The organism is Blastococcus sp. TML/M2B, from assembly GCF_016612865.1.
Taxonomy (GTDB): domain Bacteria; phylum Actinomycetota; class Actinomycetes; order Mycobacteriales; family Geodermatophilaceae; genus Blastococcus.
In genome coordinates, this window is sequence record NZ_JAENZZ010000002.1 from 1627127 (window position 1) to 1640446 (window position 13320).

Genomic DNA, 13320 nt, shown 5'->3' on the forward strand with positions numbered 1-13320 from the left:
GCGGCGGCCGCGGCCACCGCGCGCTGCAGGGAGCCGCTCATCAGTTGCCCTCCGCGCAGGTCAGCGGGAGCCCGACGACACCGGGGCCGCCGCAGATCGCGCTGCCGACGACGCCGGGGATGAGGTTGTCCACGAAGCTGTCGAACCACCGTCCGTTGCCGAGGGTGTTGGTGAAGACGCGGACGAAGGGCGCCAGCCGGTCCACCGTCTGCGAGATGTTGTCCCGGTTGCGGGCGAGGATGTCGGTCACCGTGGCCAGCTGCTGCAGCGCCGGGGTGAGCGCCTCGCGGTTGTCGGCCACCAGGCCCTGCAGCTGCAGGGACAGCTCCTGGGTGCTGGTGAGGATCGAGTCGATCAGCGCCCGGCGCTCCTGCACCTCGGTGAGCAGCGTGTTCGAGTCCAGGATCAGCTGGGTGAACTCGCCGTTCCGGTCGGCCAGGACGTCGGTGACCGTGCGGGTCGCGGTGAGCAGCTGCTCGAGCTGGGCGTCGCGCGAGGCGATGGTGTCCGACAGCCGGGCCAGGCCCTCGATCGAACTGCGCACCTCCTCCGGCGTCTCGGCGAAGGTCTCGGCCAGCACCTCGAAGGAGCTCGCCAGCTGGGTGGTGTCCAGGTCCTCGACCGTGGTCGACAGGTCGGCGAAGGCCTCGACGACGTCGTAGGGCGAGGCGGTGCGCTCCAGCGGGATCGGCTCGTCGGGGTCCAGCTCGCTCGATCCGCGCGGGACCAGCGCCACGTACTTGGCGCCCAGCACCGTCTCGATCTTGATGGCCGCCTCGGAGCGGTCGCCGACGAACGCGTCGGTCACCCGGAACTCGACCACCACCGCGCCGTCCTCGAGCGACATCTTCTCGACGTTGCCGACCTTGACGCCGGCCACCCGCACCGGGTCGTCGGGCCGCAACCCCGCGGCCTCGCTGAACTGGGCGCGGTAGACGGTGCCGCCACCGATGAGCGGCAGCGACTGCGTGTTGAAGGCGAGGAAGACCAGCGCGGCGATCACCGTCAGGCTGATCGCGCCGATGGTGACCGGGTTGCGGTCGCGGAAGGGCTTGGAGGTGCGGGCCATCAGCCGCCGCACCCCCGCTCGCCGTTGCCCAGACCGTCCGCCGGGACGTTGACCCCGGACAGCTCGCCGGTCAGCGGGTTGGTCACCGGCACGCGGATGAAGCCGCCGGCCCCGCAGACGAAGAAGTTGAACCAGCTGCCGTTGATCGCCGTCCGGGTGATCAGGTCGATCTTGGTCGGCGCGAGCTCGAGGAAGCCCTCGAGGACGTCGCCGGTGTCGGCGAGGTTGCCGGCCAGGTCGTCGAGCGCGCGGATGTCGGCGGCCAGCGGCGCCCGGGCCTCCTCCAGCAGGCCGGTGGTCGCGGTGGCGAGCTGGTCGATGGTCTGCAGCGAGTCGAAGATGACCTCGCGGTCGCCGGCCAGGCCGGTGACGAACTGCTGCAGGCTCACGATCAGGTCCGACAGCTCCTGGTCGCGCGCGGCGACCGACCCCATGACGGTGGTCAGGTTGTCGATGACGTCGCCGATGACGGCGTCCTTGTCCGCCAGCGAGGTGCTCAGCGAGGCGACGTGCGCCAGCAGCCCCTCGACCGTGCCGCCCTCGCCCTGGAAGACCTGGATGACCTCGTAGGAGAGCCGGTTCATGTCCGCCGGGGAGAGCGCCTGCAGCAGCGGCTGGAACCCGCCGAACAGCGTGGTCAGGTCCAGCGCCGGCCGGGTCTGCGCCACCGGGATCAGCCCGCCCTGCTCGAGGGTGCGGCCCGCGGCCCCCTCCCCCTCGGCGAGCGCGACGTAGCGCTGGCCGACCAGGTTGCGGTAGCGGATCGCGGCCTCGACCGTCGCCGGCAGCGGGACGTCGGCGTCCACCTCGAGCTCGACCTCGGCCAGCGGGCGGTCGCCGGCGCCCTCGACCAGGCCGATGCCCTTCACCTGGCCCACCCGCACGCCGGCGATGCGCACCTCGTCGCCCTCGACCAGCCCGGCGACGTCGGTGAACTCGGCCCGGTAGGCGACCTGCTCCCCGTACCCGGCGTTGGTGATCGTCGTGATCAGCACGTAGCTGGCCATCATGGTCACCAGCGCGAAGGCGACCAGCTTGACCAGCGGTGCGAGCAGCCCCCTCACGGTGCCCACCCCGCTCCGCGGCCGATCGCTCCGCTCCTCGCTCGTCCCTCGCTGCGATGCTCACTCATCGGAGTGCCACCCGGGTCCCTCTCAGCAGCGGCGCCATCTGCGACGCCCCGAGGTCGGAGACCGCCGACGGGTCGCTGCCGGTCTGGTAGGCGAGGATGTTGCGCACGAAATCGAGCTCCGCGGTGGATCCGGCCAGGCCGCTGGGCAGCGACGTCCCGGCCTGGGGGTTGGGTTCCGCCGGCGCCCGCCGGGATGTCGTCCGGGCCGCTGCCGCCCAGGCAGACCGGGTTGCCGGTGACCGGGTTGTCCCGCGACTGCACGCCGTCGACCGGCGGGTTCGGGCAGTAGAACTCGCCCTGCGCGGCCGCGGCGATCAGCCCGTCGATGTCCGACAGGCCCCGGCAGTCAGGACCCGACTGGTCCAGGTACGCCGGCTGGTCGCCGGGCAGGTAGGGGTTGCGCGGCGGCAGCGTCACGGTGAGGTTCAGATCCAGGTACGGGTCGCCGTCGCCACCGAGCACCTCGCTGTACAGCGGCACCGAGCGGGCCAGGCCGTTGAGCAGGCACGGGTAGACCGGCGAGTACTCGGCGAAGGTGCCCAGCACCGGCAGCGAGCTCTCGGCCAGCGAGATGAGGTTCCGCTCGTTGGTCTCCAGGAAGCCCGCGGTGACCGTGCCGGCCCGGTCGGCGACGGTGAACGTGCGGCGCAGCTGCTCCTGCTGGTCGACCAGCGTCCGGCTGGTGACCGCCAGGTCGTCCAGCACGCCGAGCAGGTCGTCGGCCGCGGACTCGTAGGTGTCGGCGAAGTCGGCCAGCCCGGAGATGTCGGCCTGCAGGTCGGGCAGCACGGTGTTCAGCTCGCCGGTGTAGCGGCCGACGGCGGCGAGGTTGGCGCCCAGCCGGTCGCCCCGGCCGCGCACCGCCTCGGCCACCGCGCCGAGGGTGTAGGAGAGCTTCTCCGGCTCCACCGCCTGGAGCAGGGGCAGCAGGTCGTCGACCACGCGCTGCAGCTCGATGGCGTTCTCGCTGCGGTCCTGGCCGATCACCGCGCCGTCGGCCAGCGTCTCCGCCGACGGGCTCTCCGGGATCTCCAGGGCGACGAACCGCTCGCCGAACAGCGTCTTGGGCAGCAGCCGCGCGGTCACGTCGGCCGGGATCTGGTCGAGGTACTCCGGCGCGATGGCCAGCTCGATGGTGGCGCCGTCCGCGGTCGCGTCGACCGCGCGGACGTCGCCCACGATGACGCCGCGCACCTTGACGTCGGACGCTTCCCGCAGCTGGTTGCCGATGGTGTCGGTCTCCAGGGTGACGCGGGCGACGTCGGAGAACACCTTGTTGTACTGCGCGACGGCGAGGCCGAGCAGCAGCGCGAGGGTCAGCAGGAACGCCAACCCCTGGATGCGCAGGCGGATCTTCGTCCTCATCGCACCGCTCACCCCGCGATCCGGACGGTCGTCGTCGAGCCCCAGATGGCGAGGGACAGGAACAGGTCGATGACCATCACCGCGACGATGGAGAAGCGCACCGCCTGGCCCACGGCCAGGCCGACGCCGGCCGGGCCACCGCTGGCGCGGTAGCCGTAGTAGCAGTGGCTCAGGATGATCACGACGGCGAAGACGAGCACCTTGAGGAAGGACCAGAAGACGTCCTGCGGGGGCAGGAACAGGTTGAAGTAGTGGTCGTAGGTGCCCGCCGACTGCCCGTAGGCCTGGGTGGTGATCAACCGGGTCGCGAAGTAGCTGCTCAGCAGGCCCAGCACGTAGAGCGGCATGACGGCGACGAAGCCGGCCACGATGCGCGTGGTGACGAGGAACGGCAGCGAGGGCACGCCCATGACCTCGAGGGCGTCGATCTCCTCGTTGATCCGCATGGCGCCGATCTGCGCGGTGAACCCGCAACCGACCGTGGCCGACAACGCCAGGCCCGCGACCAGGGGCGCGATCTCCCGGGTGTTGAAGTAGGCGGAGAGGAAGCCGGTGAACGCCGAGGTGCCGAGCTGGTCCAGGGCCGCGTAGCCCTGCAGCCCCACCTCGGTGCCGGTGAAGAAGGACAGCACCGCGATGACGCCGACGGTGCCGCCGATCACCGCGAGCGCGCCGCTGCCGAAGGTGACCTCGGCCAGCAGCCGCATGACCTCCTTCTTGTACCGGCGCAGCGTGCGCGGCGTCCACGCCAGCGCCCGGCCGTAGAAGCCGAGCTGGTCGCCGAGGTCCTCCAGCGCCCCCATGGGTCGGCCGTAGACCGTGCGCCCGAGGCGCCGGGCGCGCACGCGCAGCCGGTCGACCGGCGAGAGCAGCGCCATCACGAACCCTTCGGCGGGACGAGCTGGAAGTACAGCGCCGTCATGACGAAGTTGACCGCGAACAGCAGCAGGAAGGTGATGACGACGGACTGGTTCACCGCGTCGCCGACGCCCTTGGGCCCACCTCCGGCCCGCAACCCCTTGTAGGACGCCACGATCCCGGCGATCAGGCCGAAGACCAGCGCTTTCAGCTCGCCCGACCAGAAGTCCTCGACCTGCGCCAGCGCGCTGAACGAGGCCAGGTAGGCCCCCGGCGTCCCGCCCTGGAGGATGACGTTGAAGAAGTAGCCCCCGGCGACGCCGACCACGCTGACCAGGCCGTTGAGCAGCACCGCCACCACCATCGAGGCGAGCACCCGCGGCACGACCAGCCGCTGGATCGGGCTGATGCCCAGCACTTCCATCGCGTCGATCTCGTCGCGGATCTTGCGGGCGCCCAGGTCGGCGCAGATCGCCGAACCGCCCGCACCGGCGATCAGCAGCGCGGTCACGATCGGGCTCGCCTCGCGCAGCACCGCGAGCACCGCGGCCGAGCCGGTGAAGGACTCGGCCCCCAGCTGCCGGGTGAGGGAGCCCAGCTGCAGCGCGATGACCGCACCGAACGGGATGGCCACCAGCGCGGTGGGCATGATCGTCACGCTCGCGACGAACCACGTCTGCTGGATGAACTCGCGGATCTGGAAGGGCCGCTTGGGCAGCGCCCGCATGACGTCCAGGGCGAACGCGAACAGCTGGCCGCTGGCCGCGAGCGGCCGGGTGGGCGAGTACTTCCCGTCGAGCAGCCCCGGCGCCTTCGGCGTCTCGGAGGCGCTCACCCGTCGCCCTCCCGGCGGCGCGGCAGGACCGCGGTCGCGGTGGTGGCCGTCGCGCCGCTGTCGGCGTCCGCGGCCCAGTGCCGGCCGTTGGTGCCGGTGGTGGGCGCGTAGGCCCCCGCATCGGCGCGCGCGAGGAGGTCCTCGGGCAGCGAGCGGCGGATGGCGGCCGCCGTCGTCTCATCGAACTCGTGCAGCATCCGCGCCACCCGCTCCTGGCGGCGGCGGGCCCCCTGCCGCTCGGGCAACCCCTCGCTGGGCTCCAGCTGCGGCGGGACCGCCTCGCCGCCGGACGCGCCCTTCGGGCCGATGCCGTTGTGCGAGTCCCCGCCGCGGGCCTCCAGGGCGGCCATCTCGGCCTCGACCTGGGCGACGTCCTTCTCCTCGCTCATGCCGATCGGCCCCTCGCGCCGGCCGTTGAGGAACTGGCGGACGACGGGCTCCTGCGAGGTGAGCAGCTGCTCGCGGGGGCCGAACATCACCAGGTTGCGGCGGAACAGCAGGCCGAGGTTGTCCGGCACGGTGCGGGCGGTGCCGATGTCGTGCGTGACGATGAGGAAGGTGGCGTCGATCTGCGCGTTGAGGTCGACGATGAGCTGGTTGAGGTAGGCCACGCGGACCGGGTCCAGCCCCGAGTCGGGCTCGTCGAACAGGATGATCTCGGGGTCCAGCACCAGCGCGCGGGCGAGCCCCGCCCGCTTGCGCATGCCGCCGGAGATCTCCCCGGGCAGCTTCCCCTCGGCGCCCTGCAGGCCGACCATGTCCATCTTCTCGAGGACGATCCGCCGGACCTCAGACTCGCTCTTGCGCGTGTGCTCGCGCAACGGGAAGGCGATGTTGTCGAAGAGGTTCATCGAGCCGAACAGCGCGCCGTCCTGGAACAGCACGCCGAACAGCTTCCGGATCTCGTAGAGCCGGTGCTCGCTCGTGCGCACGATGTCGGTGTCGTTGATGACGATCGACCCGCGCTCGGGCTTGAGCAGCCCGACCAGCGACTTCAGGAAGACCGACTTGCCGGTGCCCGAGGGGCCGAGCAGGACCGAGATCTCACCGGGCGGCAGGGTCAGGGTGACGTCGCTCCAGATGTTCTGGCTCCCGAAGGACTTGGTCAGCCCGTCGACCTCGACTGCGACGCCCACGCTTCCGCCTTCCGCTCCCGCTCGACCTGCCGGTCCCCCGCTGCGTCGCATCGACGAGCCCGGGCAGTCTGCGGCTTCCCGACCCCGATCGCACGTCGACGGGGCCGGACCGCATCACTACTGGTCAGTAACGACCCAGCCACGGGGAGGTTACGTGCGTCACGGGATTTCCGTGACCCGGATCTCGGGTTTCCGCCGTCCGGGGGACGGCGGGCCCGGCACCCCCGGGAACGCAGCACGGGCCGCCCTCCCGGAGGAGGACGGCCCGTGCCGGCGGTGCGGTGGTGCGGTCGTGCTACCCGGCGATCAGGACCGCCGGGTGGGGGGTCACTTGACGGTGACGGTGGCGCCGGCGCCCTCGAGGGCAGCCTTGGCCTTGTCCGCGGCGTCCTTGGCGACCTTCTCCAGGACGGGCTTGGGCGCGTTGTCGACCAGGTCCTTGGCCTCCTTGAGGCCCAGGGAGGTGAGGCCGCGCACCTCCTTGATGACCTGGATCTTCTTGTCGCCGGCCGACTCGAGGATGACGTCGAACTCGTCCTGCTCGGCAGCGGCCTCGGCACCGCCACCGCCGCCACCGGCGGCCGGGGCGGCCGCGACAGCCACGGGGGCAGCAGCGGTGACGTCGAACGTCTCCTCGAACTGCTTCACGAAGTCGGACAGCTCGAGGAGGGTCATCTCCTTGAACGCGTCGAGCAGCTCGGTGCTGGAAAGCTTGGCCATGTCGATCTCCTTCTGGGTCAGTCGTCGCTGGCCGCGTCGGCGGCGGCAGCGTCGGTCTCGGGGGTGGTGTCAGCAGCAGGTGCGTCGTCAGCGGCAGGAGCCTCGGCAGCCGGGGCGTCGGCGGCCTTCTTCTCCTGCAGCGCGGCGGCGAGGCGGGCGACCTGCGACAGCGGGGCCTGGAACAGCCCGGCAGCCTTGGTCAGGTTGCCCTTCATCGCGCCGGCCAGCTTGGCCAGCAGGACCTCACGGGGCTCGACGTCGGCGAGGCGCGTGACCTCGGAGGCGTCGACCGTGCGGCCGTCGACCACGCCGCCCTTGACGACGAGCAGCGGGTTGGCCTTCGCGAAGTCGCGGATCGCCTTGGCGCCCTCGACCGGGTCGCCCTCGATGAAGGCGATCGCGGTCGGGCCGTTGAGCAGCGGGCCGAGGTCGGAGAAACCGACCGAGTCCGCCGCCCGCTTCGTCAGGGTGTTCTTGACGACGGCGTACGTGCTGCCCGCACCGAGGGAACGGCGCAGCTGGGTCAGCTGCGCCACGGTCAGCCCGCGGTACTCGGTGAGCACCGCCGCACTCGAGTTCTGGAACCGCTCGGTGATCTCGTCGATCACCGCGGCCTTCGCCTGCGTGGGCATGGGCCTCCTCTCGTCTGTCGGGCGACCACCGGCCATCGCGCGAACGCGGGCGATCGGGTGGCCCCGGAGACGAGGAACGCCCCGGCGCAGGCGCACGGGGCGAGGGGCGGGACGCGCTGACGTGCAGCGGCACCGCCGATCGAACCGTCCTCCTGCGCGGGTCGCCCGGAACTCCGGGACCTTCGATCGCACGCGGACGTGCGACGACCAACGGTCTTGGGGGGAACGCGGCCAAGAGTACGCGACGCCGCACGGGAGGCGGCGGCTGCCCCCGAGGACTGCCCCACACCGCCGATCTCGGCGGGAAGCGGGCCGGGTGGGGCCCACATCGCCGATGTGGGCCCCGGACGTGCGAGAGGCCCCGCAGCGACGAGCGCTGCGGGGCCTCCGGGAGGTGCGGTCGATCAGTTGGTGGGCTCGTCCACCAGCATGTTGCGGGTGCGGTTCGGGTCCACCGGGATGCCGGGGCCCATCGTCGTCGAGATGGTGACCTTCTTGACGTAGCGACCCTTGGCCGAGGACGGCTTGGCGCGCAGGACCTCGTCGAGGGCGGCCGCGTAGTTCTCGACCAGCTTCTCCTGGTCGAAGGACGTCTTGCCGATCACCAGGTGCAGGTTGGCCTGCTTGTCGACGCGGAAGTTGATCTTCCCGCCCTTGATGTCGTTGACGGCCTTGGTGACGTCGGGGGTCACGGTGCCGGTCTTCGGGTTCGGCATCAGGCCGCGGGGGCCGAGGATGCGCGCGATCCGGCCGACCTTGGCCATCTGGTCCGGGGTGGCGATCGCCGCGTCGAAGTCCAGGAAGCCGCCCTGGATGCGCTCGATCAGGTCGTCGGACCCGACGACGTCGGCGCCGGCGGCCTCGGCCTCGGCGGCCTTGTCACCGGTCGCGAAGACGATGACGCGGGCGGTCTTGCCGGTGCCGTGGGGCAGGTTGACCGTGCCGCGGACCATCTGGTCGGCCTTGCGCGGGTCGACGCCCAGGCGCAGAGCGACCTCGACGGTGGCGTCGTAGGACGTCGTCGACGTCTCCTTGGCCAGCGCAGCGGCCTGGAGCGGGGAGTACAGGGTGTCCCGGTCGACCTTCTCGGCCGCGGCCCGGAACTTCTTGCCGTGCTTCGCCATGGTGGTTCCTCTCCCCCGGACGGAGCCGGGGATGGTGTGGTTGCCGGGCCAGGCGTGGCCCTCCCACAGGTGCTAGGGGGTGGTGCTGGGTCAGACGACCGTGATGCCCATCGACCGCGCGGTGCCGGCGATGATCCGCTCGGCCTGGTCCAGGTCGTTGGCGTTGAGGTCGGCCATCTTGGTGGTGGCGATCTCGCGGACCTGGTCGCGGGTGACCGTGGCGACCTTGGTCTTGTGCGGCTCGCCCGACCCCTTCTCGACACCGGCGGCCTTGAGCAGCATGCGCGCGGCCGGCGGGGTCTTGGTGACGAACGTGAACGACCGGTCCTCGAAGACCGAGATCTCGACCGGGATCACGTTGCCCCGCTGCGACTCGGTCGCGGCGTTGTAGGCCTTGCAGAACTCCATGATGTTGACACCGTGCTGGCCCAGCGCCGGACCCACGGGCGGCGCGGGGGTCGCCGCACCGGCGTTGATCTGGAGCTTGATGACCGCGGTCAACCGCTTCCTGGGGGGCATGACTTCCTTCTATCGGTGGTGGATCAGCTGGCGCCGTGCGACATCAGTCGAACGACGTCAGATCTTGCTGACCTGGTTGAACGACAGCTCGACGGGCGTCTCGCGGCCGAAGATGGAGACCAGCACCTGCAGCTTCTGCTGCTCGGCGTTGATCTCGTTGATCGTGGCGGGCAGGGTCGCGAACGGCCCGTCCATGACGGTGACGGACTCGCCGACCTCGAAGTCCACCAGGGCGGCCGGCGCGGCGGCGGCCGGGGCGGCTTCGCCGCCGGCGGTGCGCGCAGCCTGCGGGGCGGTGGCCGGGACCAGGATCTTGACGACCTCGTCGAGGGTCAGCGGCGAGGGCTTGGAGGTCGCGCCCACGAAGCCGGTGACGCCGGGGGTGTTGCGGACCGCGCCCCACGACTCGTCGTTGAGCTCCATGCGGACCAGCAGGTAGCCCGGCAGCACCTTGCGGTTGACCTGCGCGCGCTTGCCGTTCTTGATCTCGGTGACCTCCTCGGTGGGCACCTCGATCTGGTAGATGAAGTCCTCCACGTCGAGGGACTGGATGCGCGCCTCGAGGTTGGTCTTCACCTTGTTCTCGTACCCGGCGTAGCTGTGCACGACGTACCAGTCGCCGGGCGCGATCCGCAGCGCCTTCTTCATGGCCTCGGCCGGGTCCTCGTCCTCCGGCTCCGCGGCGACGGGCTCCTCGGCCTGCGCGGCCTCGTCGGCGGCGTCGGCGGCGTCGGCCTCGGGGGCCTCCCCGGTCCCGGCGTCCTCGACGTCGAGCTCGAGGTCGGCGGTGTCGCTGGAGCCCTCGGCCGCACCGGTCTCACCGACGCCGGTCTCGACGTCGGCGCTGCCGCGCTGCTCGAAGCGGGCGTCGTCCAGGTCGGTGCCTTCGACCGCGGTGTCGTGCTCGTTGGGCTCGCGGGGCTCGGTCACAGAAGTCTCTTCCTTGTCGGATGGCGTGCTGGGTGGGCGGGGATCAGCCGAAGACGGCGATCACGCCCCGGGAGAAGAGCAGGTCCATCCCGGCCACCAGCGCGACCATGAACGCCACGAAGACGATGACCACGGTCGTGTAGGTGATGAGTTCGCGGCGGCCCGGCCAGATGACCTTGCGCAGCTCGGCGACGACCTCGCGCAGGAAGCGCCCGATGGAGCGCTTCTGCCGGATCTCCTGGGCGCGGGCCCGCTCGGCCTCGGCGCGCGACCGGGTGCCCCCGCCCTCGCGGGCCGGCCGGTCGGCGGACCGGGCGGCGCGGCGCGACCCGGCGGCGACCGGCTCGTCGTCGTCCCCACCGGCCGTGATCCGCCCACCGCGGCGGCGGGCCGGGGCGACGACCTTGTCCTCCTCGACGGAGGCCTCGGCGGCGATCGCGTCCTCGGCCGCCTCGAGCTCGGTGGCGTCGTCGACGCCCGGAGCCTCGCGGTCGAGCTGCTCGTCGGTCAGCTCGGCGTCGGGGACGGCGGCGTCGTCCTCGCGTTCCGGCTTCTCGCTCACTGCGCCTCGCTCGCCTCGTGGTGGGTGCCGTCCCCGGCGGGGGCGGTCGGCCGTGCATCGATCGTGCTGCTGGCAGGGGTGACAGGACTTGAACCTGCAGCCTGCGGTTTTGGAGACCGCTGCTCTGCCAATTGAGCTACACCCCTAGGAACCCCGTCCGGGCCCTCCGGAACCGTCCACCACGCCACGGCAGCCCACGACCTCAGGAGGTTCCGGGGCACGCCGGTGGCGGGGTCGATAGCCCCAGGGACGCCAGTGTACGGGACCGCGGAGAGCCGAGGCCACCGTCCCCGCGACCAGCGCGGGCGGCCCGCTCGCGACGCCCCGACCTTTGACACGATAGGGGCATGACCGCCGTGTCTCCGGACTCGCCCATCCCGTCCTCCGCGCTGCCGCCCGCCGAGCGGCGCATCTCCCGCCGCATCGCCGGGATCGCCGAATCGGCGACCCTCGCCGTCGACGCGAAGGCCAAGGCGCTCAAGGCCGCGGGCAAGCCGGTGATCGGCTTCGGCGCCGGGGAGCCGGACTTCCCGACGCCGGACTACATCGTCGAGGCCGCCGTCGCGGCGGCGCGCCAGCCGGCGATGCACCGCTACACCCCCGCCGGCGGGCTGCCCGCGCTCAAGGACGCGATCGTCGCCAAGACCGCGCGCGACTCCGGCTTCCAGGTGACCCCCGCCCAGGTCCTGGTCACCAACGGCGGCAAGCAGGCGGTCTACGAGGCGCTGGCCACGATGCTCGACCCGGGCGACGAGGTGCTGCTGCCCGCGCCCTACTGGACCACCTACCCCGAGGCGATCCGGCTGGCCGGCGGCGTGCCGGTGCCGGTCGTGGCCGACGAGCAGAGCGGCTACCTCGTCTCGGCCGCGCAGCTGGAGGCGGCGCGCACCCCGCGCACGAAGGTGCTGCTGTTCTGCTTCCCCTCGAACCCGACCGGCGCGGTCTACCCCGTCGAGCAGGTCGAGGAGATCGGCCGCTGGGCGCTGGAGGCCGGGCTGTGGGTGCTCACCGACGAGATCTACGAGCACCTCACCTACGGCGGCGCGACCGCGCCCTCCCTGCCCGTCGTCGTCCCCGAGCTGGCCGACCGCTGCGTCGTCGTCAACGGCGTCGCCAAGACCTACGCGATGACCGGCTGGCGGGTGGGCTGGATCCTCGGCCCCGCCGACGTGGTCAAGGCCGCCACCAACCTGCAGTCGCACGCCACCTCGAACGTCGCGAACGTCTCGCAGGCCGCGGCGGTCGCCGCGCTCACCGGTGACCTCTCGGCCGTGGCGACGATGCGGGAGGCCTTCGACCGCCGCCGCAAGCTGATCGTGTCGATGCTCCGGGAGATCCCCGGCGTCGCCTGCCCCGAGCCGCAGGGCGCGTTCTACGTCTACCCCTCGGTGAAGGGGCTCCTCGGGCGCTCGATCGGCGGCCGCACCGCCGCCTCCAGCGTGGAGCTGGCCGAGCTGATCCTGGAGCAGGCCGAGGTGGCCGTCGTCCCGGGCGAGGCCTTCGGCACCCCGGGCTACCTGCGGATGTCGTACGCGCTGGGCGACGAGGACCTCGTCGAGGGCGTCACGCGGATGCAGCGGCTGCTGACCAGCGCCGACTAGCCCTACCCGGCGTCCAGCGCGCCGGCCTCCTCGAGCACCTCGAGCGCCCCGGGGAGGTCGGCGAGCGCGGCGGCGACGACGTCGGGGGTGGCGACGGTCCACGCCGCGGCGTCGACGTAGCAGCGGATCGCGGCGTCGAACGCGTCCTCACCGACGGCCTCGCGCGCCGCCAGCAGCGCGGCCCCGCCCTTGCCGTACACGCGGGCGGCGTACTGCTGCCAGGTGCGGAAGTCGTCCATGGCAGCGCCGACGTCACCCACGACGCCGAGGGCCCGGTCCAGGCCCTCGGCGGAGGTCGGGTGCACCACGGCCTCCGCCCACGTCGCGAAGGCCTCGTCCAGCCACGGGTCGCGGAACTGGGAGTTGCCGACCATCCCGTAGAACCACATGTGCGCGACCTCGTGCACGAGCACCTCCTCGCTCGGCGAGGCCTGCAGGATCGAGCTCGGGTACTCGATCCCGCCGCCGTAGTCGGGCAGCTGGGGCACGGTCAGCGTTCCGTAGGGGAACGGGCCGAGGAACGCCGTCAGGTCGTCGATGGCGGCCACGGTCGCGTCGGCCAGCTCGTCGGCGGCGGGCTCGGCCCCGGCGAGGGCCCCGGTGGTCACCCGGACGCCGTCGGGGGTGGTCCGCTCGGCGGTGGTGAACTGCCCGGCCGCGACGCTGACGTCGCGGGCCACCGGCTCGCGGGAGGTCCACGTCCGTCGCCCGTCGGCGTCCGCGGGGCCGGGCTCGGACTGGTCGCCGGTCATGAGGACGGTGAGCCCGGCGGGCGCGGACACGCGCACGGTGGTGTCCGCGGCGGGGCTGGTGGTCGTCTCGCCGGACACGGCCACG

General features: G+C 72.1%; 14 protein-coding genes and 1 tRNA gene. 1 reads left to right on the forward strand and 14 read right to left on the reverse strand.

Annotated features, from left to right (window positions below):
- Positions 1–40: 40 nt before the first annotated feature.
- The 13 genes from JKP75_RS16385 to JKP75_RS16445 all read right to left on the reverse strand — a co-directional run bounded on the left by JKP75_RS16385 (position 41) and on the right by JKP75_RS16445 (position 11028).
- Positions 41–1069, reverse strand: coding sequence for an MCE family protein (locus JKP75_RS16385; RefSeq protein ID WP_200490188.1), 1029 nt, complete (start codon positions 1067–1069; stop codon positions 41–43).
- Positions 1069–2133, reverse strand: coding sequence for an MCE family protein (locus JKP75_RS16390; RefSeq protein WP_309229917.1), 1065 nt, complete (start codon positions 2131–2133; stop codon positions 1069–1071). The genes JKP75_RS16385 and JKP75_RS16390 overlap by 1 nt, the downstream gene beginning before the upstream one ends.
- Positions 2130–3566, reverse strand: coding sequence for an MCE family protein (locus JKP75_RS16395; protein WP_200493252.1), 1437 nt, complete (start codon positions 3564–3566; stop codon positions 2130–2132). The genes JKP75_RS16390 and JKP75_RS16395 overlap by 4 nt, the downstream gene beginning before the upstream one ends.
- 8 nt (positions 3567–3574) lie before the next feature.
- Complete coding sequence (locus JKP75_RS16400) at positions 3575–4369, reverse strand: ABC transporter permease (protein ID WP_200490186.1); 795 nt, start codon at positions 4367–4369, stop codon at positions 3575–3577.
- 74 nt (positions 4370–4443) lie between these two features.
- Positions 4444–5151 carry an ABC transporter permease gene (locus JKP75_RS16405; RefSeq protein WP_200491323.1) on the reverse strand — a complete coding sequence of 236 codons (708 nt, stop codon included), beginning with the start codon at positions 5149–5151 and terminating at the stop codon, positions 4444–4446.
- Positions 5152–5255: 104 nt separating this feature from the next.
- Complete coding sequence (locus tag JKP75_RS16410; protein WP_200490185.1) at positions 5256–6395, reverse strand: ABC transporter ATP-binding protein; 1140 nt, start codon at positions 6393–6395, stop codon at positions 5256–5258.
- Positions 6396–6722: 327 nt separating this feature from the next.
- Positions 6723–7115: a 50S ribosomal protein L7/L12 gene (gene rplL, locus JKP75_RS16415; protein ID WP_200490184.1), complete on the reverse strand. Its 393-nt coding sequence runs from the start codon at positions 7113–7115 to the stop codon at positions 6723–6725.
- 17 nt (positions 7116–7132) lie between these two features.
- Positions 7133–7747, reverse strand: a complete 615-nt coding sequence (rplJ, locus tag JKP75_RS16420) for a 50S ribosomal protein L10 (RefSeq protein ID WP_200490183.1) — start codon at positions 7745–7747, stop codon at positions 7133–7135.
- A 404-nt stretch (positions 7748–8151) separates the two neighbouring features.
- Positions 8152–8871, reverse strand: coding sequence for a 50S ribosomal protein L1 (rplA, locus tag JKP75_RS16425; RefSeq protein WP_200490182.1), 720 nt, complete (start codon positions 8869–8871; stop codon positions 8152–8154).
- Between the two features lie 90 nt (positions 8872–8961).
- Positions 8962–9390, reverse strand: coding sequence for a 50S ribosomal protein L11 (gene rplK, locus JKP75_RS16430; protein ID WP_200493254.1), 429 nt, complete (start codon positions 9388–9390; stop codon positions 8962–8964).
- A gap of 57 nt (positions 9391–9447) precedes the next feature.
- On the reverse strand, positions 9448–10320 hold the full coding sequence (gene nusG / locus JKP75_RS16435) for a transcription termination/antitermination protein NusG (protein WP_200490181.1): 873 nt from the start codon (positions 10318–10320) through the stop codon (positions 9448–9450).
- Between the two features lie 43 nt (positions 10321–10363).
- Positions 10364–10882 (reverse strand): preprotein translocase subunit SecE, encoded by a 519-nt coding sequence (secE, locus tag JKP75_RS23485; protein ID WP_200490180.1) that lies wholly within the window; start codon positions 10880–10882, stop codon positions 10364–10366.
- Between the two features lie 70 nt (positions 10883–10952).
- Positions 10953–11028, reverse strand: a tRNA-Trp gene (locus JKP75_RS16445).
- A gap of 201 nt (positions 11029–11229) precedes the next feature.
- Between JKP75_RS16445 and JKP75_RS16450 the strand changes: the two genes are divergently transcribed.
- Positions 11230–12483, forward strand: a complete 1254-nt coding sequence (locus tag JKP75_RS16450) for a pyridoxal phosphate-dependent aminotransferase (protein WP_200490179.1) — start codon at positions 11230–11232, stop codon at positions 12481–12483.
- Positions 12484–12485: 2 nt separating this feature from the next.
- Here JKP75_RS16450 and JKP75_RS24110 read toward each other — a convergent pair whose 3' ends face one another.
- Positions 12486–13313: a M1 family aminopeptidase gene (locus JKP75_RS24110; protein ID WP_309229918.1), complete on the reverse strand. Its 828-nt coding sequence runs from the start codon at positions 13311–13313 to the stop codon at positions 12486–12488.
- Positions 13314–13320: the final 7 nt, after the last annotated feature.

What these genes read in the sequence shown, in the direction of transcription:
- JKP75_RS16385 (WP_200490188.1), bottom strand. Translation starts at nt 1,069, where the DNA reads ATGGCCCGCACCTCCAAGCCCTTCCGCGACCGCAACCCGGTCACCATC.
- JKP75_RS16395 (WP_200493252.1), bottom strand. Translation starts at nt 3,566, where the DNA reads ATGAGGACGAAGATCCGCCTGCGCATCCAGGGGTTGGCGTTCCTGCTG.
- JKP75_RS16400 (WP_200490186.1), bottom strand. Translation starts at nt 4,369, where the DNA reads ATGGGGGCGCTGGAGGACCTCGGCGACCAGCTCGGCTTCTACGGCCGG.
- JKP75_RS16405 (WP_200491323.1), bottom strand. Translation starts at nt 5,151, where the DNA reads ATGCGGGCGCTGCCCAAGCGGCCCTTCCAGATCCGCGAGTTCATCCAG.
- rplL (WP_200490184.1), bottom strand. Translation starts at nt 7,115, where the DNA reads ATGGCCAAGCTTTCCAGCACCGAGCTGCTCGACGCGTTCAAGGAGATG.
- rplJ (WP_200490183.1), bottom strand. Translation starts at nt 7,747, where the DNA reads ATGCCCACGCAGGCGAAGGCCGCGGTGATCGACGAGATCACCGAGCGG.
- rplA (WP_200490182.1), bottom strand. Translation starts at nt 8,871, where the DNA reads ATGGCGAAGCACGGCAAGAAGTTCCGGGCCGCGGCCGAGAAGGTCGAC.
- rplK (WP_200493254.1), bottom strand. Translation starts at nt 9,390, where the DNA reads ATGCCCCCCAGGAAGCGGTTGACCGCGGTCATCAAGCTCCAGATCAAC.
- JKP75_RS16450 (WP_200490179.1), top strand. Translation starts at nt 11,230, where the DNA reads ATGACCGCCGTGTCTCCGGACTCGCCCATCCCGTCCTCCGCGCTGCCG.